General features: G+C 58.8%; 16 protein-coding genes. 5 read left to right on the top strand and 11 right to left on the bottom strand.

The features are described 5' to 3' along the window. Positions 1-9 precede the first annotated feature (9 nt). The 5 genes from GOW09_RS05550 to GOW09_RS22290 form a co-directional block, all read right to left on the bottom strand. Positions 10-2,427, bottom strand: a complete 2,418-nt coding sequence (locus tag GOW09_RS05550) for an FAD-dependent oxidoreductase (RefSeq protein ID WP_171116296.1) — start codon at positions 2,425-2,427, stop codon at positions 10-12. Between the two features lie 413 nt (positions 2,428-2,840). Beyond that, positions 2,841-4,148 (bottom strand): HlyC/CorC family transporter, encoded by a 1,308-nt coding sequence (locus GOW09_RS05545; RefSeq protein ID WP_171116294.1) that lies wholly within the window; start codon positions 4,146-4,148, stop codon positions 2,841-2,843. 63 nt (positions 4,149-4,211) lie between these two features. Beyond that, the gene (locus GOW09_RS05540; RefSeq protein ID WP_171116293.1) at positions 4,212-5,168 is read right to left on the bottom strand and encodes a site-specific tyrosine recombinase XerD; all 957 of its coding nucleotides are present in this window, start codon (positions 5,166-5,168) and stop codon (positions 4,212-4,214) included. 2 nt (positions 5,169-5,170) lie between these two features. Then, positions 5,171-6,691 (bottom strand): hypothetical protein, encoded by a 1,521-nt coding sequence (locus GOW09_RS05535; RefSeq protein ID WP_171116291.1) that lies wholly within the window; start codon positions 6,689-6,691, stop codon positions 5,171-5,173. Continuing rightward, a complete protein-coding gene (locus GOW09_RS22290; RefSeq protein ID WP_171168466.1) occupies positions 6,681-6,830 on the bottom strand; it encodes a hypothetical protein in 150 nt (49 codons plus the stop codon). Before GOW09_RS22290 ends, GOW09_RS05535 begins: the two co-directional genes overlap by 11 nt. Before the next feature lie 79 nt (positions 6,831-6,909). Between GOW09_RS22290 and GOW09_RS05530 the strand changes: the two genes are divergently transcribed. Continuing rightward, positions 6,910-7,497, top strand: coding sequence for a shikimate kinase (locus tag GOW09_RS05530; protein ID WP_171116289.1), 588 nt, complete (start codon positions 6,910-6,912; stop codon positions 7,495-7,497). Then, positions 7,498-8,610 carry a 3-dehydroquinate synthase gene (gene aroB / locus GOW09_RS05525; RefSeq protein WP_171116287.1) on the top strand — a complete coding sequence of 371 codons (1,113 nt, stop codon included), beginning with the start codon at positions 7,498-7,500 and terminating at the stop codon, positions 8,608-8,610. Positions 8,611-8,619: 9 nt separating this feature from the next. Here aroB and GOW09_RS05520 read toward each other — a convergent pair whose 3' ends face one another. Both GOW09_RS05520 and ssb read right to left on the bottom strand, forming a co-directional pair. After that, entirely contained in the window at positions 8,620-9,690 is a 1,071-nt protein-coding gene (locus GOW09_RS05520) for a site-2 protease family protein (protein ID WP_171116285.1), read from the bottom strand. A gap of 18 nt (positions 9,691-9,708) precedes the next feature. After that, positions 9,709-10,197 (bottom strand): single-stranded DNA-binding protein, encoded by a 489-nt coding sequence (ssb, locus tag GOW09_RS05515; RefSeq protein WP_152457764.1) that lies wholly within the window; start codon positions 10,195-10,197, stop codon positions 9,709-9,711. Between the two features lie 203 nt (positions 10,198-10,400). Here ssb and GOW09_RS05510 point away from each other — a divergent pair, with 203 nt between their 5' ends. The 3 genes from GOW09_RS05510 to GOW09_RS05500 all read left to right on the top strand — a co-directional run bounded on the left by GOW09_RS05510 (position 10,401) and on the right by GOW09_RS05500 (position 13,156). Then, positions 10,401-10,979, top strand: coding sequence for a lytic transglycosylase domain-containing protein (locus tag GOW09_RS05510; protein WP_152457765.1), 579 nt, complete (start codon positions 10,401-10,403; stop codon positions 10,977-10,979). Between the two features lie 97 nt (positions 10,980-11,076). After that, a complete protein-coding gene (locus GOW09_RS05505) occupies positions 11,077-12,039 on the top strand; it encodes a LuxR C-terminal-related transcriptional regulator (RefSeq protein WP_171116283.1) in 963 nt (320 codons plus the stop codon). Between the two features lie 130 nt (positions 12,040-12,169). Then, the gene (locus GOW09_RS05500) at positions 12,170-13,156 is read left to right on the top strand and encodes an MBL fold metallo-hydrolase (protein ID WP_171116281.1); all 987 of its coding nucleotides are present in this window, start codon (positions 12,170-12,172) and stop codon (positions 13,154-13,156) included. 122 nt (positions 13,157-13,278) lie between these two features. Here the strand turns inward: GOW09_RS05500 and GOW09_RS05495 are convergent, their stop codons facing one another. From GOW09_RS05495 to GOW09_RS05480, 4 genes are all read right to left on the bottom strand, one after another. Continuing rightward, entirely contained in the window at positions 13,279-15,366 is a 2,088-nt protein-coding gene (locus GOW09_RS05495; RefSeq protein WP_171116278.1) for an ABC transporter ATP-binding protein, read from the bottom strand. A 93-nt stretch (positions 15,367-15,459) separates the two neighbouring features. Then, positions 15,460-16,923 carry an ABC transporter permease gene (locus GOW09_RS05490; protein ID WP_171116275.1) on the bottom strand — a complete coding sequence of 488 codons (1,464 nt, stop codon included), beginning with the start codon at positions 16,921-16,923 and terminating at the stop codon, positions 15,460-15,462. Positions 16,924-16,936: 13 nt separating this feature from the next. After that, positions 16,937-17,983 carry an ABC transporter permease gene (locus GOW09_RS05485; RefSeq protein WP_171116273.1) on the bottom strand — a complete coding sequence of 349 codons (1,047 nt, stop codon included), beginning with the start codon at positions 17,981-17,983 and terminating at the stop codon, positions 16,937-16,939. A 136-nt stretch (positions 17,984-18,119) separates the two neighbouring features. Further along, the gene (locus GOW09_RS05480) at positions 18,120-19,784 is read right to left on the bottom strand and encodes an ABC transporter substrate-binding protein (RefSeq protein ID WP_152457771.1); all 1,665 of its coding nucleotides are present in this window, start codon (positions 19,782-19,784) and stop codon (positions 18,120-18,122) included. Positions 19,785-19,908: the final 124 nt, after the last annotated feature.

The raw sequence follows: 19,908 nt of genomic DNA, 5'->3' as shown, positions 1-19,908 counted from the left end.
GAGCGCGAGTCATCCCCTCATTCGGGCGCCATCTGCGTCAAACAAGGGTGTCGAGATGACCTTTGCCTTGCGCATCTGGCCCAGTATTTCGATCTTGACTTCAAGCCCTTCTGCTGCGCGTTCGGTTGGCAGAAAACCGATGGCGACGGACTTGCGGGCATAATGCGAATAACCGCCCGAGGTGCAGAAGCCCACGACAGTGCCGTCGAGCCAGATCGGTTCATAGGCGTTCACGTCGGCGTCGTCTGCGTCGACCTCGAAGGCCACCAACCTGCGCGCGGGGCCGTCGGCACGTTCCGTCTCGGCGGCGGCGCGGCCGATGAAATCAGCGGGCTTGTTGAAGGCAATGAAGCGGTCGAGCCCGGTTTCAGCGGCTGTGTAGTCGGGAGAGAACTCGCGCATCCACGAGCCGAAGAACTTGTCGAGCCGCAGGCTCATCATCGCGCGCATGCCGAAGGGCACCATGCCGTGCGGTTGGCCGGCCTGCCATAGGGTCCACCAAAGCTGGCGCTGCGCCATCGGATCGCAGTAGATCTCGAACCCCAGGTCGCCGGTATAGCTGACCCGCTGAACGATGCAGTCGGTCATGCCCACGACCATGCGGCGCACGTCCATGAAGCGCATGCCGCTGACATCGGCGCGGGTGCAGGCGGCCAGAACCTCGCGGGCCTTGGGGCCGGCGATCTGGAAGCCGGTGCGGCGGTCAGAGATGTTTTCAACGGTTGCGCCGTCTTGCTGATGCTGCCGGAACCAGCGCATGTGGAAGTTCTGTGCCCCGTAGGAGGCGGTGAGCTGGAAGTCTTCCTCGCCCAGGCACGACACGGTGAAATCGCCGATCAGCTTGCCCTTGGGCGACAGCATCGGGGTCAGTGACAGGCGGCCCGGGGCGGGGATGCGCCCGGCCATGATCCGATCCAGCCAGTCGCGGGCGCGCGGACCTGTCACAAGGTATTTGCCGAAATTGTGCACCTCGTTGATACCCACGCCCCCGCGCACGGCACGCACCTCGCGGTCCGTTGCGTCGAAGGCGTCCGAGCGGCGGAAGGACGGGGTTTCATAGCTCGGTTCGCCCGCTTGCGCGAAATAGTTGGCGACCTCGAGCCCGTATTGCTGGCCCCAGACGGCGCCCAGATCGCTGAATATGTCATACGTCGGCGTGGTGCGGTTGGGCCGCGCGGCGGGCAGTTCCTCGTTGGGGTAGGCGACAGAGAAACGCTTCTGATAGTTCTCGATCACCTTGGGGCGGGTGTATCCGGGGGTGATCCAGTCGCCAAACCGGGCCACGTCCATGGCAAAGACGTCGCGCTCGGGCTCGCCCTCGATCATCCATTGCGCCAGCGTCAGGCCGACGCCGCCGCCTTGGCTGAACCCGGCCATCACGCCGCAGGCCGACCAGTAGTTGCGCACGCCCGGCACCGGCCCGACCAGCGGGTTGCCGTCGGGGGCAAAGGTGAAGGGGCCGTGGATCACCGATTTAACTCCGGCCTCGGCCAGAATCGGGAAACGGCGATAGGCGAAATCGATACTGTCGGTGATCTTGTCGAAATCATCGGGCAGCAGCTCGTGGCCGAACTCCCACGGCGTGCCGTCCACCGCCCAAGGCTTGCAGGGTTGTTCGTAGAAGCCGATGCACAGGCCGCGCCCTTCCTGCCGCAGATAGCTCTCGCCGGCCGGGTCCATGACGTGCGGATGCTCGCCGCCTGCGTCGATGATCGCCTCGATTTCGGGGATGTTGTCGGTGACCAGGTATTGGTGTTCCATCGGGTGCAGCGGGAAGTAGATGCCCGCCATCGCGCCCACCTCGCGCGCCCAAAGGCCGCCGGCGTTGACGATATGCTCGGCGTGGATGGTGCCCTTGTCGGTCACAACGTCCCATGTGCCGTCGGGGCGCTGGTTGGTCTCGCGCACCATGCAGTGGGTCTCGATCGTGGCTCCGCCCATGCGCGCGGCCTTGGCATAGGCGTGGGTCGTGCCCGAGGGGTCGAGGTGTCCGTCCAAAGGGTCATAGAGCGCGCCGATGATGCCGTCGGTGTTGGTGATGGGGGCGATCTTCTTGATCTCGTCGGGGCCGACGATCTCGGTCTCCAGCCCCATAAAGCGATGCTTGGCGCGTTCGGCCAGCAGCATGTCGAACCGGTCCTGATTGTCGGCCAGGGTGATGCCGCCCACATGGTGCAGCCCGCAGGACATGCCGGTGATCTCTTCCAGCTCTTTGTACAGCCGGATGGTATAGCCTTGCAGCGCGGCCATGTTGGTGTCGCCGTTCAGCGTGTGAAACCCGCCCGCCGCATGCCAGGTCGATCCACTGGTCAGTTCGGACCGCTCCAGCAGCATCACGTCCGACCAGCCCAGCTTGGTGAGGTGATAGAGCACCGAACAGCCGACGACGCCGCCTCCGATGACGGCAACCTGACAGGTGGTTTTCACAGTGTTCCTCCCTATGGTTTTGGAAAAACTGTCGAGCCGATGGGGATATTACTCGTCTGTTAGCGACAACAAGTGTCGCATGTCACGTATTGCACCAGCTTTGGATTTGCAGTGCCTTCTCGCGCAGCCAAAGCGCGTCGAAACCTGAAACCGAGCGAAACAAAACGGCGGCCTGCGTCTTTTTCAGTGCGGCATCGCCCAGTGGTTTTTCGGCCTTGAAGGCCGCTTTTCCACTTTACTGCACAGCTGAAACAAAGCCGGGGTGATCATACTGGCCCGTCACGCCCATCTCGGTGCCTGGGTCGAACTGTACTATGACTGGAAAATCCGCGCCCGGTTCAGCGCCATTGGGTCGTTCAATTGACGCCAGGCGCTTTGGCAGTGCTCGGAACGTTTCGGAAAAATCGCAGGCGTTACAGGGGGCGCACTTTCAATCCGGTGATGCGGTTGCCTTCACGCGCCGTGACCTCGAACCGGAAACCGTGGAACGAAAACACCTGACCGACGTCAGGGATCATCTGGGCCTCGTGAATCACCAGACCGGCCAGCGTGTTCGCCTCGTCATCCGGCAGAGACCAGTCCAGTGCCCTGTTGGCATCCCGGATTGTCATGGAACCTTCAACCAGATACTGGCCATCTTCGATGCGTGTTACCGGAACCTCTTCGTCTATGTCGAACTCATCGGCAATCTCGCCCACGATTTCTTCAAGAATATCTTCAAGCGTGATCAGGCCTCGCAGTGACCCATATTCATCCACAACCAATGCAAAATGGCTGTGCATCCGCAGGAATTCCCGCATCTGGTCGTCCAGCGTCGTGGTTTCGGGCACAAAGTAAGGGTCGTTTGCCACCTTTCCGATGTCAAAGCTTGCCAAACGGTCGGTCCCGCCGTCGCTGCTGCCTGCCTGCGCATACATGGCGCGAAAGAGGTCCTTGGCGTGGACAACGCCCACGATGTTTTCCGGCTCGTCCCGGAACACAGGCAGACGGGTGTGGGGGCTTTGCAGACATTGTTTCAGGATTGCCTCGGGGGCGGCATTGGCGTCGATCATCTCGATATTCGATCGGTGCAGCATGATCTCTTCCACCGTTCGGTCGCCCAAATCCAGCGCACCCAAGATGCGGTCGCGGTCTTCCTTTTCGACCACGCCTTCGGAATGGCCAAGTTGCAAGGCGCCGGCAATCTCTTCGCGCACGGCCAGAATGTTGCTGTCGGGATCGATCTGCACGCCGAACAGACGCAACACACCGCGCACCAGCAGCCGCACCGCGGCCACAATGGGTGAAAACACCGTCACGACGACGCTGATGATCGGCGCGACAGCCGCCGCGGCCTTTTCGGAATTGGTGATGGCGTAGGTCTTTGGCAGCACTTCGGCAAAGATCAGCACCAGCAAGGTCATGACCAGTGTCGCCAATGCCACGCCGCTTTCGCCGAACAGCCGGGTGAACAAGGCCGTCGCCAGCGAGGCCGCCAGGATGTTGACAAGGTTGTTGCCCAGAAGAACCGAGCCGATCAGGCGTTCATTGTCATCGGTGATTTCAAGCGCCTTTTTTGCGCCCCGTGATCCTTTGTCGGCCTGAGCCCTCAGTTTTCCGCGAGAAGAGGCTGTGAGCGCTGTTTCCGAACCCGAAAAAAAGCCGGACAAAACGAGCAACAAGAGGATCGCACCTGACGTAAACCAGAAAGTGCTGTCGATCAGAGAAGGTGAGGGTTCCATTGGTCCTTGGTGGGTTAGGGTGATGCGTCCGTTATGGGGATGCCGCGCTGCTGGATCAAGGGCTTAGCCCCGGTCTTCGTCAGGGTCTTTGCTCAGCGGGTGGTGTTGCAACACCAGTTCAGTCAGCCGATCATCCAGAACATGAGTATAAATCTCGGTCGTTGCGACGTCGGCGTGGCCCAACAAGGTCTGGATCGAACGCAGGTCAGCGCCGTTGGCCAGCAGATGCGTGGCAAAGGCGTGACGCAGGGTATGCGGGGTGACTTTCTCGGGCGAAACACCACCCTGAACGGCCAGTTCCTTGACCAGCAGAAAGAACCTGTGCCGCGTCAGGTGCCCGGACTTGCCGCGCGACGGGAACAGAAAGCGGGATCTTTGACCGCCTTTCTCGACGGTCCGGTCTTCGGCTTCGTCCCGTACGGTCAACCAGGCGGCCAAAGCATCCCGCGCCGGTGGGGACAGGGGCACCATGCGTTCCTTGCCACCTTTACCCAGCACCAACAGCATGCGCGGATCGCCTCGGGCCGAGGAAACGGGCAGGGACACAAGTTCGGTCACGCGCATCCCGGTGGCATAGAGAACTTCCATCAAACAGGTATTGCGAATGCGATCGGCCTTGCTGCGCCCGGTTTGTCGGGCGGCATCAAGAAGACGGTCGACTTCGGGCACGTCCAGTGTTTTGGGCAATCGCTTCTGCCGTCCCGGACCTTTGATCTGGATGGCGGGGTTCGTCTCGTTCCAGCCTTCCTCGAACGCAAAGCGGTACAGCTGTTTTATAGCCGACAATCGCCGCGCGCGGGTGGAACGTGACAAGCCCTGTGCCTGGCAGTCGATCAGATAGGCCTCGATCTGATCACGATCTGCCTGATCGAATCCGGATCCCATGCGCTGCAACCAGGACGCAAAGTCTTTCAGATCGCGCCCATAGGCCAGCAAGGTATTTGTCGCCGCGCCAAGTTCCGCTGCTTGGGCCTGTAGAAAGGTCGAAATCCATAGCTCATTTGTCGCCGGAATTGCCATCTTCAACGCTCTTGCAGGATCAACAGGCTCAGCGCAGCACGCCGCGCGGTGTCTTCCAGGCCCACGCGTCGGAAGGTTGCAATTGCTGCGGTCAGATCCACCAGATTGCCCCGTGCACCATGCGCAAACAGCTGCATGGCTTCCAGTATGGCTTCACCAAGCTGACCGTTGTTCAGTAAGGCGTCAATGTCGTTGGGTACGGGTGCCGCCCATGCAAACCCCTGAGAAACCGCGTCCGCCAACGGAGAAGGAGAAACCGCCCGCCCCGGATCACCCTGCGCCAGCGCCGCAAGAAACAGGGTATCGATCGAGTTGTCCGGTGCTGATTGCGCAGCCTGTTCGTACAGGCCAGACAGCATCAGAATGCGCCAGCGCAGGTTTTCAGTCGCCGGCACCGACAGCGAAACCTTCGACAGACGCTCGGCGAACAATTCGGCGAAGGGCACTTCAAGCCCGACGCTGCGCATCTGCTGCCAGACCGGTGGCAGCGTTTTTCCGATAGCTTCAGCGTTTCGCGTATCCAACGCGCTTTCAAATCGTTGGATGGCCGCGACCCGGTCCCAAACTGCGCCGGACGCTGCCGGGGACCTTTCGGTATAAAGGCCAAGCAATTGATTGGGCGTCAAAGCGCCAATGCGTGTAAGCCGTTCGGCGGCTTCGATCTGCGCTTTCCATCCGGCCACATCCCGAAGATCCGCGTTGGCGAAAGCGCGTGGCAACGAGGCGGAAGGAAGCCGCTCTCCGATCGCTTCGAACAGTCGGAAACTCAATGGATCCGGGTTTTCAGGTTGGGGCAGATAAGCCGCGCCTTCATAGAGTTCAGGGCTTAGAAAACGATCCAGAACCGCCAGCTCTTCCGGCGGCAGGATGTCCAGGGCATGCGCTGCCTCAAGCGTCAACGCTGCCGATGCCCAATCTCCGCGTCGGGCTTTGCAGAACACTTGCGCGGCGTAGTTCTTTGACAGATGCGGTTCGGCGATAAGGGCGGTGCAGCTGCGATCCTCATCACCGGTCAGCAGTGTTGCGTCAAACCAGCGCTGAAATCGATCCTGTGTATCGGTCGGCCCGGCCAGTTGAACCAGTGATTGCACGGGATCAGCCGCGCCCAGTTGCATCAGACGGTCCAGCCGCGCCAGCAGCATAATCTCTTGCGCATCAGGGCCCGCCGGTGCCCGGGTTTCCGACAGAAGCAATGTAAACAACAGGCGTTGCATGGCCGGGTTGTCGCGCACGGGCGTCTTCGCGATCAGCTCCGCCAGCCGGTTCGCATCGCTGCCTTGCCACAAATCCACGGGCAACCCAGTGACGGATGATGCGACCAGGCCCAAAGGTTGCGACAACGCTTCAAGCGGCGTGACCTCAATTTCGGGCAATCCGCCGTTCTGTGCCACCGGCGGTTCCAGCAATACGGTTCCGGGCAGGTTTTCCGGCGGATCCGCAAGCCACTCGATCGCGGATAACGGGGTCTGCGCATGTGCCGATCCCGCCAGAAAGACCGCCAACAGCGCCTGTTTAGTTGACATCCAATACGACCGGTTCGCGGATTTCACTTTGAGGCGCAGAAAAATCCGCGCCAAAGAATGGGCCAACATAGGCGTAGGCGACCAGCCCAATGAATACCAGGCAAAGAACATATATCAGGAATTTGATCAGTCGGCCCATGGCCCCACGCTGCCTCAATTTTTGATTTTGGCCAAGTTATAACTGGCATTTTTCCCAAGATCACGTCATTCACGTTTAAATGAGCGAAATTAAGCATAACACACATTCAACAGACACACAGGGTGGTTTTGATCTGCACAAAACCGTGGTTCTGGTGGGTATGATGGGGGCTGGCAAGACTGCGGTGGGTCGCGCGTTGGCCGCACGTCTGGGTGTTCCGTTTCTGGACAGCGATGCCGAGATCGAATCAGCCGCCAACATGACCATTCCTGAAATCTTTGAGCGTGACGGCGAACCGTTCTTTCGCACCAAGGAATCGCAGGTCATCGGGCGCTTGCTGGATGAACAAAAAGGCATTCTTTCAACGGGTGGGGGGGCGTTTCTCCAGCCGGAAAACCGTCGCATCATCGCCGAAAAGGGCGCTGCCGTCTGGCTGCGCGCGGACCTGAATGTTCTGTGGAACCGTGTGCGCCACAAGGACACCCGTCCTCTGCTGCGCACCGCCGATCCCTATGCGACGCTGAAATCCCTCTACGAGGCCCGCGTGCCGGTTTATGCTCAGGCCGATCTGACAGTGGATTCGGATGGCGAGACCTCGATCGAAAATATGGTAGGCCGCGTTGTCGACGCTCTGTTGGCGCGCCCTGATGTTTTGGAACTCAAATAAATGCACCAAACAGTACATGTGGACCTGGGTGACCGATCCTATGATGTTGAAATCGGTCCGGATCTTCTGACGCGGGCAGGGGGCTGGATATCACCACTTCTGGCCCGGCCAAAAGTCGCGGTTCTGACGGATGAAAACGTGGCCAGTCTGCATCTTAAGGCAATGCGCGCCGGGCTGAATGCCGCGGGGATCGAGATGACCGCGCTGGCGCTGCCCGCCGGAGAGGCAACCAAAAGCTGGCCGCATTTCGAGCGCGCCGTCGAGTGGCTGCTCGCGGAAAAAGTCGAACGCCGGGATGTCGTCGTGGCCTTGGGGGGCGGCGTCATCGGAGACCTGGCAGGCTTTGCAGCGGCGGTTTTGCGGCGCGGTGTTCGCTTTGTGCAGATTCCAACGTCATTGCTGGCGCAAGTGGACAGCTCGGTCGGTGGAAAGACCGGGATCAACGCACCACAGGGCAAAAACCTGATCGGCGCGTTTCATCAACCCTCGCTGGTTCTGGCGGACACCTCTGTTCTGGGGACCATGACCCAAAGAGACTTCTTGTCGGGCTATGGCGAGGTCGTGAAATACGGATTGCTTGGCGATGCGAAATTCTTTGATTGGCTTGAGGCGCACGGGCCAAGCGTTTCCTCGGGTGACATGGCGGCCCGGGTACACGCGGTGACGCGCTCGGTGCAAATGAAGGCCGACATCGTCGCGCGGGATGAAACCGAACAAGGTGACAGGGCTCTTCTCAATCTGGGTCACACGTTCTGCCACGCCCTGGAGGCCGCGACGGGCTATTCCGACCGCCTTCTGCATGGCGAAGGTGTGGCAATTGGCTGCGCGCTGGCGTTTGAATTGTCGTCGCGGCTGGGTTTGTGTTCGCAAGAGGACCCAAGCCGGGTGCGCGCGCATTTGCGCGCGATGGGGATGAAGACGGATCTGGCCGATATTCCGGGCGAATTGCCAAGCGCCGAGGCGCTGGTGGATCTTATGGGACAGGACAAGAAAGTCGTGGATGGCCAGCTTCGGTTTATTCTGGCGCGTGGGATCGGAGAGGCGTTCGTGACCTCAGATGTACCGAAAGATGCGGTTCTTTCGGTCCTGTCGGATGCGCTTGCCACGGCTTGACCTGAAGGCCTAGCGCCCCTGAATGACCATCAGTTCACCGATGTTTTCGCGCGTGATGTAACCCATCATGCGACCACCCCGAGTGACCACAGCGATGGCCGGAGCGCCGTTGTGCAAGTGCTCCAGAACGGTCTCGAGCCCGGTGGTAAGCGAAACCGAGGGGACCGCCGCGTCCATGATCGACGTGGCGGGTGCTGATCTGGATTGGTCACTTGCCAGCGCAGCAAACAGCCGTTCACGCGTGACGAATCCCAGCAGGGCCTGGCTTGAGTCCAATACAGGGAATTCGTGTTGAGTGGTGTGGATCACGGCTTGCGCCGCCGTGCTCAGCGTATCGTCGGGGGAAAGCGCGTGAAACTCGGTGATCATCGCGTCCCGGGCCAAAACCCGGCGCGCTGCGGATCGCAGGGCGACGTCCTGGCTTTCGGCGTTGGCGGCGATGAACACGAACACAGCGATGAGAACCAGAAACGGGTTGCCTGAACTCAGCCCCAAAAAACCCAGACCCACCGCAACGATCTGACCTCCGACCGCAGCCACGCGTGTTGCTTTGACGCGGTCCATGCGCAGGCACAGAAGCGCGCGGAATACGCGCCCTCCGTCCATGGGGAAGGCCGGAATCATGTTGAATACGGCCAGCAGCAGGTTGATGTAGGCCAGCCTGTTCAGAAACCCGATACCCGGTGAATCGATCTGGGAAAGCGTCTCGATCGGCACTCCTGCTCCGAAGGCGACCAGTATGACCCAGATCACGATGTTCACCGCCGGACCTGCAAGTGCCACAAGCACTTCTTGCATCGGTTTTTCCGGCATCCTTTCAAGCCGGGCCAACCCACCGATCGGCAACAATGTTATGTCTGGGGTCTTGATTCCAAAGCGCCGCGCCATGAGGGCATGACCGAATTCATGCGCGACCACACAGGCAAACAAGGCCAGAACAAACAACAGGTTGTCTATGGCGGCCGGCAGGCCACCGGCGGAATAGGCCGCAAAGCCCACCCAGGCCAGAAGCAGGAAAAACGTGACATGGACCCTCAGTTCGGACCCGAGCAACCGGCCGAGAGAAAAGGACCATGTCATGTCGTGTCTCCGAATTTTCTAGAACGGAATCTCGTCGTCGTCGATTCCACCCGATGCCGGTGCCGGGGAACTGGACGGACCGCCGTAAGGATCTCCGTACCCGCTGCCACCGGCTTGGCCGCCGCCGTAACCACCGCCGCTGCCGCCGCCTTCGCCGCGGCTGTCGAGCAAGGTCAATTCACCGCGGTAGGGGCGCAGAACAACCTCGGTTGTATAACGGTCTTGCCCGGACTGATCCTGCCATTTTCGGGTTTCCAGCTGGCCTTCGATATAAACCTTGCTGCCTTTGCGCAGGTATTGCTCTGCAATACGGGCCAGCGGTTCCGAGAAGATTGCGACCGAGTGCCATTCCGTGCGTTCGCGGCGTTCGCCCGTGTTGCGGTCTTTCCAGTTCTCTGACGTGGCAATGCGCAGATTGCAAACCTTTCCGCCGTTCTGGAACGACCGGACCTCGGGGTCGCGGCCAAGATTACCTACCAGAATGACCTTGTTGACTGAACCCGCCATGTAATTCCTCGTTCTGTTTTTGCGTATGTGCGCCGAATCTGGCGCGACTTGTTTCGTGAGACCCTATACGGCCTGCATCATGGATGAAAACAGTAGATACAACAGTGTTGGGCAAGAGTCTTACTTTGGCCTTTACCAAGCTTTCATTTTTTGTGGGAATACCTATAATCCGACTGGTTTCTTATCGAGCAGGATAGGCATTGATGCGTTCTTGGGTTGCTGGGTTTTCTGTTGTCTGCCTTGTGCTGGCCGTTTTGCCTGTGCAGGCGCAAACTCTATCTACCAAAAGCCGCAAGGATATCTTCCTCAAGCAGTCCAAGATTCTGGATTCCCGTGCGGCGACGCAGTATCGCGACTCCGCGAGGTTGAAACCCAAGACATCCCGTGCGCATACCGGCAAGCGATATACTGGCAAGTATCGCGGCCAGTATCTGGATCTGGCGAAACAGGCTGCCCGCCTTCACAACATTCCCGAAGACTTGTTCCTGCGCCTTGTTCAGCAGGAAAGCGGATGGAACCCGCACGCGAAGTCTCACAAGGGTGCTCTGGGATTGGCGCAATTGATGCCTCAGACCGCCGAGCTTCTGGGGGTCAACCCGCATGACCCCAAGCAGAATCTCGAAGGTGGGGCCAGATACCTGTCCTGGCAGTATCGCAAGTTCAAATCCTGGCCGCTGGCTTTGGCCGCCTACAATGCCGGCCCAAAAGCGGTGGAAAAGCATGGCGGCATACCGCCATACAAGGAAACCCAGAACTACGTGAAGGTCATCTGGGGCGGTTAATCCCGATGCCGCGGCGCAGAACGTCCGGTTCTTGATCCGACGCAACCAGTCCAACTAATCTGAAAGGGTATCGTCCAGTAACTGGTGAGGTCTCCTCATGCCTGCTGACCACCCTGAGATTCCGCAAGAAACGCTGGCCAACTGGCAGCAACTGGTTGATCTGGTCGCGGAATTGGCGGATGTGCCCGCAAGCCTGATCATGAAAACCGACGCACCGGATCACGCGGTGCTGATCACTTCGGATCATCCCGAAAACCCGTATCCGGTTGGTTTGAGTTTCCAGTTGAATCCCAAACTTTATTGTCAGGGCGTCCTGCAGCGGGACGGAGAGCTGGTGGTTGAGGATGCAGCCTGCGATCCGGATTGGGCCGACAATGACGATCTGGAACATGGGATGACATTTTACATCGGCCTGCCGCTGAAATGGCCCGATGGATCGGTGTTCGGAACGATTTGTGTTCTGGATCGAAAGCAGAACCGGCGTGCCTTGTTGTTCCGCGAAGGGTTGGCGCAGTTCGCACGCATGGTCGAGTCGGATTTGGCTTTGTTGCAAGAGGTTTACCTGCGCCGCGCGCTGGAAGAGAAGCTCAACGAAACACTGGCGCAGCTTGAAACCCGTGTCGCGGATCGCACCCGTGAACTGCAGGAAACCAACACGGCGCTGCGCGTCCTGCTGTCCAGTCTGGATGACGAACGCAAAGGCCGCGATCACGAAATTGTCGAACAGGTGCGCGGCCGAGTTCTGCCCTATTTGGAAAAGGTTCGAACGCAGCTTTCCGGGGACGAAGCGCAGTATGTCTATCTTGAGTTGGCCGAGAAGAACCTGAACGAGATCACGGCTTCATTGTCGGACAAACTGACGGATGCGTTTGCAGCAATGACCCCGACCGAGATCGAGATTGCGCAGATGGTCATGTTTGGAAAAACAACCAAGGACATCGCCAAGGCCCTGTCCCGAGAAACATCGACAATCGATTTTCACCGCAACAACATCCGCCGCAAGCTGGGCCTTGAAGGGCGCAGCCAGAACCTGCGCAGTCATTTGCTCTCGATTTCGTGAACACGGAATATGGGGTTTTCCCCCATATTCCGCCCCCATTTTTTCGGTCTGAGCCAAGATGCCTTGGCTTGTTACCTTTGGTTGGGACGTGCGGAAAACCTGCACATGTCCAACAGAGAGGTACACAAAAATGGATCGCAAAGATCTGGAACCAACCATCCTGAACGGGGACAAGGATCATCTGGCGCCGGGGCTGTCTCGCCGGTCTTTCTTTATGGCGGCGGGGGCTGCCGGTGTCGGCGCGACTGCTTCCGTACTGGGCGCAGGACCGGCTCAGGCGCAGTCTCAGGCGTGGCTACAGCCGGGCAACAACAACCACGTGATCGATCTGCAAGGCGCAACGGGTCAGGCCAGCACCGGGACGGTTGGCATCGACTATTATGGTCACTGTGCGATCAAGATCACCTCGCCCAATGGCGCAACAGTGCTGTTTGATCCCTGGCGCGATGATCCGTCGGGCGCATGGGGGCTTTGGTTCCGCAACGAATTCCCGCAAATCCCGGTGGATATCACCCTGTCGACCCATGCCCATTTTGATCACGATGCGATTGAACGCCCAAGTTCGACCATGGTGCTGGATCGCATGGTGGGAAATTTCGAGTTTGCAGACATCAAGATCACCGGTTTTGCCGACAAGCACGCCTGCGTCGCGCCGGGATGGTATGACTGGACCAATGCGCTGGCCGAGTTCGGTGTGGAAGCCTGCCCGCCGAACAACGTGGGCCACATGGATATGGTCGTCTATCTGGTCGAGACCGGCGGCATACGAACGCTGATCTGGGGCGACAACCGCCACAACCCGCCACAGGAGTTCTGGGACGCGATCGGACGGGTGGATGTTCTGACGCTGCCGGTTGATGGCTCGGAACATATCCTCAGCTTCGATCAGGGCAACGACATCGTATCCAAGCTCAAGCCCAAGGTGATCATCCCCACACACTACCTGAATGAGGTCACATCCTACACACTGACCACTCTGCAATCCGCCGACGACTGGGTGAAGGGGCAGCAGAGTTACAAGATGCTCGACAGTGCCAGCCTTCAGCTTGAAGCCGGTGACATTGCCGGAATGAGCCAGGAATTCATGCATTTCGGCAACAACGTCATGACCGGCTGACGAATTACCGGGGTCGCCACTCACGCCACTCTCATGCGCCGCCTGTCTCTCCCCAAGAAACCACGGCGCCAAAAGAAAGGGCCGGTCCCTGACCGGCCCTTTTTCAAGGTTCAGAAACGGGTTTACTCCGCCGCGACTTTGATCACCGGCTCCATCCGGGCCAGTATATCTTCGGCCAGGTGGCATTTGATCTGGTGCCCATCCGCCAGCGTCTGCACCGGCGGCACGTGGGATTCGCACCGACCGTCAGGCACCTCGGATTTCCATCGGCAACGCGTCTGGAACGGACAGCCCGGTGGCGGGTTCATGGCCGAGGGAATATCGCCTTCCAGAACGATATGCTGCTTTTCGATCGAGGTATCCGCAATCGGAACCGCGCTCAGCAGCGCCTCGGTATAGGGGTGATAGGGCGGGGCAAAGACCTGATCCGTGGTGCCCAACTCTACGACATGGCCCAGATACATCACCATGACCCGGTCACTGAGGTAACGCACGATGGACAGATCGTGGCTGATGAACAGCAGCGTGGTCTTGTGCTGTCGCTGTATCTCCATCAACAGATCCGTCACGGCAGCCTGAACCGACACATCCAGCGCCGAGACGGGTTCGTCCGCCACAACGATACGTGCATCGCCGGCAAAGGCGCGCGCGATACCCACGCGCTGTTTCTGCCCACCGGACAGCTGCCGCGGCATCCTGTCTGCAAAGGCGCGCGGCAGCTTCACCAGATCAAGCAGTTCCAGCATCCGCTTCTTGCGCTCGGCTTCAGAGTTTCCGACACCGAAGATTTCAAGCGCCCGGATGATCTGACGGCCAACGGTCATCGACGGATTCAGCGTGTCGAACGGGTTCTGGAAAACCATCTGAACTTCGCCGATCGTCTTGGCATCGCGTTCTTCGATGGGCACCTGTTCGATGTTGCGGTTGTCCAGCAGGATCTGCCCGTCTGTGGCCGTCTCCAACCCCATAAGGACCTTGGCGAAGGTGGACTTGCCGCAGCCGGATTCCCCCACGATGGCCAGTGTCTCGGATTCGTGCGCCTCGAAGCTGAGCGTTTCGTTGGCCTTCACCACCTTCTTCTCACCGCCGCCAAACAAGGCATTTGCCGCAACCTCGTAATACTTCTTGAGGTTGTCCATTTTCAGAACCGTTCGGCCGATCTCGCCTTTTTCTTTCTGATCGGCCAGCGCAAGTGGGGTGTTCCAGTCGATTTCCTGGAATTTAAGGCACCGGGTGTGGTGCCGGTCATTGCCGGGCACCGCCTCCATCAGGATTTCCTTCGCGTCACAGCGCCCCTCTTCGAAATAGTCGCACCGCGGTCCAAAGTTGCAACCCGGAGGCCGCTCGTGGGGCAATGGGAAGTTCCCCGGAATAGCCACCAGCGGACGCGTGTTCTTGTCAGCCCCCGGCAGCGGGATCGAACGGAACAGCGCCTGTGTATAAGGGTGCTGCATCTCGTCGAACACATCCTTGATCGAGCCACGCTCGACCGCTTCACCCGAATACATCACGCACAGACGGTCGCAGGTTTCCAGAACCAGCCCGAGATTGTGCGAGATAAACAACATCGAAGTGCCGTATTTCTTGCCCAGATCCTTGACCAGTTCGACCACAGCGGCCTCGACCGTCACGTCCAAAGCTGTTGTCGGCTCATCCAGGATCAACAGCGCCGGTTTCGACATCAGCGCCATCGCAATCACGATCCGCTGCTGCTGACCACCCGACAGTTGGTGCGGAAATGAATTCAACATCCGCTCGGGGTCTGGCAGGCGAACATCCGTCACCACTTCCAGCGCGCGGGAATAAGCCTCTTCCTGACTCACCCCCTCGTGGATCATCGGCACTTCCATCAATTGTTTGCCGATCTTCATCGCCGGATTCAGCGATGCCATCGGTTCCTGATAGATCATCGCGATTTCATTGCCGCGAATGTCGCGCAACTCTTCGGCCGACATCTCTGCCAGATCGCGGCCCTTGAATTTTATCGTGCCTCCGACGATGCGACCGTTCTTGCCAAGATCCTGCATCACGCCCAGTGCCACGGTCGATTTGCCACAACCGGATTCACCAACCAGCCCCACGGCTTCGCCGGGCTCTACGCTGACCGAGAAATCCATCACGGCGGGGATTTCCCGCAGGCGGGTAAAGAATGAGATGGACAGCTTGTCGATCTCCAGGATCGGGCCGTCATAATCCGCCATTTTGCTCATTTTGCTTACTCCTCACCAAATGCGGGGATCCCCTTCATCTGGCCAAAAATATCCCGGGGGGTCCGGGGGGCTGGCCCCCCGGCCTCGATCACATCAGTCCTTCAGGCTTTCCTCGCGAAGACCGTCAGCCAGCAGGTTCAGACCAAGAACCAGCGACAGCAGGGCAAACGCAGGAGGAAGGGCAGGGTGCAGGTAGATCGACAGCAGCTTGCGCCCCTCGTTGATCGTGGATCCCCAGTCCGGGCTTTCCGGCGGAAGGCCCAGTCCGAAGAAGCCCAAAGTCCCCAGAAGAATGGTGGTGTACCCGATGCGCAGACAGAAATCGACGATCAGGGGGCCACGGGCGTTGGGCAGGATTTCCCACAGCATGATGTACCAGGGACCCTCGCCACGGGTCTGGGCCGCAGCCACATAGTCTCGGGTTTTGATGTCCAGCGCCAAACCACGCACGATGCGGAACACCGTGGGCGAGTTCACAAAGACCACTGAAACGAAAACCACAAGAATGCCGCCAGGGATATCGAACAGATCCAGATATGTTGGTAGTCCCCAGATCCGATAGGCGTCGGTATTGATGACGTAACCACCGGTGGAGATCAGCGACAAATACAGCCAGATCGCAACACCCAGAACACCGATCAGCAACGGCGTACGGAAATTCGGGCGCGTGTAATAGCGCGAATTCAGCAATACGCCGATGAACAGAATCGGGAACACGAACAGCACGGCCGCCATGTAGTTCGGCACCCCGGTCGCCACGATCTCTGGCGTCACCAGCAGGTAGAACAGCAGGATCACGGGGAAGGCGAGGATCAGGTTGGCGAGGAAGGACAGGAACGTATCAAAACGTCCCCCATAGTAGCCGGCGGGAAGCCCCAGCGTAATGCCGACCATAAAGGCGAACATCGTTGCCAGCGGTGCAATCTGCACCACAACCCAGGCCCCCTTGACCATCCGGCTGAATACGTCACGCGCCAGATTGTCACCGCCCAGAAGATACCAGGCATACTCACCGTCCTCCAGATTTGGCAGAGGCGTTCCCGGCACTTTGTTCTTCATGCCAGAGATCTGTGTCAGCGGGTCATGGGTCACGATCAGATCAAGCGCGCCGAAGATGCCGGTAAAGACCCAGAACATCACAAGGCCAAAGCCGATCATTCCGATGGGACTGTCATACAGTTTGCCGTACAACCCCAACCGTCGTTTGAAGGCGATGGACATGGCGAACATGATGATCAGCGCGACCCATACAGGCAGGAATTGCTGGGAAATGGCGCCGATGATCCCTGCGCCAGTGCCCATCAGGACGCCCAGCACCAGATAAGTCACGGCCAATCCCACGCTGGCAAGGAAACTGTAATGCAGCGCAAGCTGGATCAATCCACGGACACCGCCGCCAGAACTGACGGATCCATCCGGATTCACGACAATCTGCTGTTCAGGCAAAAAGATACTGGCGATGATCCAGACCAGGATCGACAGCAAAAGTGCGGCCAGTGCAATCATCAGCAGCGGGTTCAGGAAGGCGATAGAGCCGGTCCAGGTTAGTGGTTCCATAATCTCACCCTCCTTATGAAATGCGGATGCGCGGGTTGAGGTAAACATAGCCGATATCCGAGATCAGCTGCGTTATCAGAACCACAAAGACCGACACGACCGAGATCGCCAGCAGAAGCTGAATGTCGTTGTTGCCTGCTGCCTGAACAAGCGCCCAGCCGAAACCCTTGTAGTTGAACAGGGTTTCAACGATTACCACGCCGTTCAGCAGCCATGGGAACTGCAGCATGATAACCGTGAACGGCGCGATCAGTGCGTTGCGCAACGCGTGTTTCATGACGATGTTCGGGAATGACACCCCCTTAAGGCGTGCAGTTCGGATGTACTGCGCCGTCATCACCTCGGTCATCGAGGCACGGGTCATGCGCGCGATATAGCCCATTCCATATAGAGCAATGGTCAGAACCGGCAGGAAGAAGTTCTCGAATGTCGGGTTCTCCATCGCTTGCGTCGCGGTTCCTTTGAACCACTTCAATCCAACAGTGGATGAGGTGAAGATCGCGATGAAGATAACGCCGGACACGTACTCCGGTGTTGCCGTCGTGATGATCGAAAATGTGGATAGAGACCGATCCAGTGCCGATCCCTCGCGCATCCCGGCCAGAACACCGACGATCAGTGCAGATGGCACCATCAGGACCAGAACCCAAAACATCAGGTAACCGGTATTTCCGAGACGTTTTCCGACGATGGTTCCGACTTCGTCCTTGAATACGGTCGAGTATCCCCAATCGCCCTGAAGAACACCGCAGTATCTAGCCGTATCCTCTGCCGTTGAACCGGGTCTTGTGCAGGTACCCACAAACTGGCCATCGTCCAGTGTTTTCTGGAAGCCGGGCATCACGCCCAGCCATTGGCCGTATTTTACAAGTGTGGGTTGAAGATAACCGCGGTTTTCCAACCAGGCTTCGACCTGCTCATCCGACATACGCTGGTTGCCCTGCGTTTTCGCCAGCTTTTCAAGGTTCGGGTATAGGTTGGTCAGGAAAAAGACGACGAATGTCAGACATAATGCCGTAAGCAGCATCACTCCGAACCGTCGTAGGATAAATAGTCCCATGGTGGCCCCTGTTGTTCAGGTATTCCGCAGATCATTGGACCATTTTCTGGCCTCGGACGTCCGACCCCGCGTCGGCAAGTCTGCGGCTGGAAAGGGGCGCCCGTGTCAGGCGCCCCTCGTGTGTGGATTGCAGTGCTTAGGCAGCCCAGCCCCACTTGTAGTGATGGTGTTCGAAGGTCACATGCATGTCGGTTCCAACAAGACCCTCTTTCATGTGGCGATAGAGCGAGCGCCAATAGGGCTGAATAGTAACCCCATCTTCCTGAAGCAGTGCTTCGCCACGCGCCATGACTTCGCGACGCTTGTCCGCGTCGGCAATGGCCAGCGCCTCTTCCAGAATGGCGTCAAACTCGGGGCTCGCATAGCCGAACTCGTTCCAGGCTTCGCCCGTACGATAAGCAAGCGCCCAAATCTGAACACCCAACGGACGCGGGTTCCAGTTGGTCGAGCTGAACGGGTACTTGGCCCAGTCGTTCCAGAAGGTATTGCCCGGCAGAACGGTCCGCTTGACTTTGATCCCGGCATCGCGCAGCTGCGCGGCAACGGCATCTGTGGTGTTGCGACGCCAGTCATCGTCGATCGAGATGATCTCGTGCTCGAAATCTCCGAAACCGGCTTCGTCCATCAACGCCTTGGCTGCTGCTGGATCAACCTTTTGCGGCGGAAGCTCGGCATATTCCGGATGCAGCGGCGCCACGTGATGGTTTTCCGCCGGCGCTCCGCGACCGCCATAGCCCAGTTCCAAACAAACTGAATTGTCTACGGCCATCTGAAGGGCCTGCCGGACACGTTTGTCCGCATAAGGCTTCTGCCCGTCGATCTCGGCCAGCTGGTTGGGACGAATAACGATGGTCGCGGCGGTCACCACTTCTGACTTCACATAGCCAAGCCCGTCCATCACGTCGATGAATTCACCCACCGATTCATACAGCATGTCGACTTCGTCGGATTCCAGCGCCGCCAACCAGGCAGAAGGGTCGGTTCCGTAGTCGATGTACTCGATACGATCCAGGGCAGGGCGGCCATACACTTCTTCACCCCACCAGGTGTGATCCGGGTTGCGAACCAGAACGGCTTTAACGCCAACCTCAAGTTCGTCCATCAGATATGGGCCGGTTCCCACATTGTTCAGCAGGTCAGTCTCGCTGAACGAGCTGTGAACAATCGCGCCGGGATAGTCGGCCATGCCCGGAATAAGGGTGATATCCGGCTTTGGCAGGTTCAGTTTGACCGTGGTTGCGTCGACGACTTCGATGACACCCTCACCGGCCTGACCGGTATCCGCGTCAATCAGGGTTGCAAAGCGGCCCGCCATCGAGTTGGTTTCCGAGCTCTTGTCACACCAGCGCGCGATGTTGCGGGCAACGTCGTCAGCCGTGAAATCGTCGCCATTGTTCCACTTGACGCCCGGACGGACATTCAGAGTGTAGACGGTCGCGTCGTCGTTGACTTCCCAGCTTTCCAGCAGCATGCCGCGGAACGAGCCGTCCGAGTTGTACTCGACCAGATATTCCAGCGTGCCGCGCGTCACGTTTGCGATCTGCGACCAGTCATAAGTTCTGGGATCTTTGAGGGCGCGGACTTCCTGCTGCACACGCAGCGTGCCGCCTTCCTGTTTTGCTGTTTCGGCCAAAGCAGGTGTCGGCAATCCGATCATGCCATAGGCCGCTGCGGCAGTAACCCCAAGACTGGTTGCGCGTGTCATGAATTCCCTTCGGCTTAACTTGCCGTCGCGGTATTCCTGAGCGTGCATCGCTGCCGCCCAGTGCACCTTGTCTTCGGTGGATACGGTATTCGTCATGGATGTCTCCCTGTGACACTGATTTTGTTGATTGATTATGGCTCTACGCGACCCGGTTTCTTACGGTCGCCAGAGCGAAGGATTTTGTTTTTTGGACTCTGTTCATCCCCATGTCGTTATTCGG

Origin of the sequence: Ruegeria sp. HKCCA5463 (genome assembly GCF_013034175.1) — a bacterium.
GTDB lineage: Bacteria > Pseudomonadota > Alphaproteobacteria > Rhodobacterales > Rhodobacteraceae > Ruegeria.
This window is presented reverse-complemented; position numbering and strand designations above follow the sequence as displayed.

What these genes read in the sequence shown, in the direction of transcription:
- GOW09_RS05545 (WP_171116294.1), bottom strand. Translation starts at nt 4,148, where the DNA reads ATGGAACCCTCACCTTCTCTGATCGACAGCACTTTCTGGTTTACGTCA.
- GOW09_RS05540 (WP_171116293.1), bottom strand. Translation starts at nt 5,168, where the DNA reads ATGGCAATTCCGGCGACAAATGAGCTATGGATTTCGACCTTTCTACAG.
- GOW09_RS05535 (WP_171116291.1), bottom strand. Translation starts at nt 6,691, where the DNA reads ATGTCAACTAAACAGGCGCTGTTGGCGGTCTTTCTGGCGGGATCGGCA.
- GOW09_RS22290 (WP_171168466.1), bottom strand. Translation starts at nt 6,830, where the DNA reads ATGGGCCGACTGATCAAATTCCTGATATATGTTCTTTGCCTGGTATTC.
- GOW09_RS05530 (WP_171116289.1), top strand. Translation starts at nt 6,910, where the DNA reads ATGAGCGAAATTAAGCATAACACACATTCAACAGACACACAGGGTGGT.
- aroB (WP_171116287.1), top strand. Translation starts at nt 7,498, where the DNA reads ATGCACCAAACAGTACATGTGGACCTGGGTGACCGATCCTATGATGTT.
- GOW09_RS05520 (WP_171116285.1), bottom strand. Translation starts at nt 9,690, where the DNA reads ATGACATGGTCCTTTTCTCTCGGCCGGTTGCTCGGGTCCGAACTGAGG.
- ssb (WP_152457764.1), bottom strand. Translation starts at nt 10,197, where the DNA reads ATGGCGGGTTCAGTCAACAAGGTCATTCTGGTAGGTAATCTTGGCCGC.
- GOW09_RS05510 (WP_152457765.1), top strand. Translation starts at nt 10,401, where the DNA reads ATGCGTTCTTGGGTTGCTGGGTTTTCTGTTGTCTGCCTTGTGCTGGCC.
- GOW09_RS05505 (WP_171116283.1), top strand. Translation starts at nt 11,077, where the DNA reads ATGCCTGCTGACCACCCTGAGATTCCGCAAGAAACGCTGGCCAACTGG.
- GOW09_RS05500 (WP_171116281.1), top strand. Translation starts at nt 12,170, where the DNA reads ATGGATCGCAAAGATCTGGAACCAACCATCCTGAACGGGGACAAGGAT.
- GOW09_RS05495 (WP_171116278.1), bottom strand. Translation starts at nt 15,366, where the DNA reads ATGAGCAAAATGGCGGATTATGACGGCCCGATCCTGGAGATCGACAAG.
- GOW09_RS05490 (WP_171116275.1), bottom strand. Translation starts at nt 16,923, where the DNA reads ATGGAACCACTAACCTGGACCGGCTCTATCGCCTTCCTGAACCCGCTG.
- GOW09_RS05485 (WP_171116273.1), bottom strand. Translation starts at nt 17,983, where the DNA reads ATGGGACTATTTATCCTACGACGGTTCGGAGTGATGCTGCTTACGGCA.
- GOW09_RS05480 (WP_152457771.1), bottom strand. Translation starts at nt 19,784, where the DNA reads ATGACGAATACCGTATCCACCGAAGACAAGGTGCACTGGGCGGCAGCG.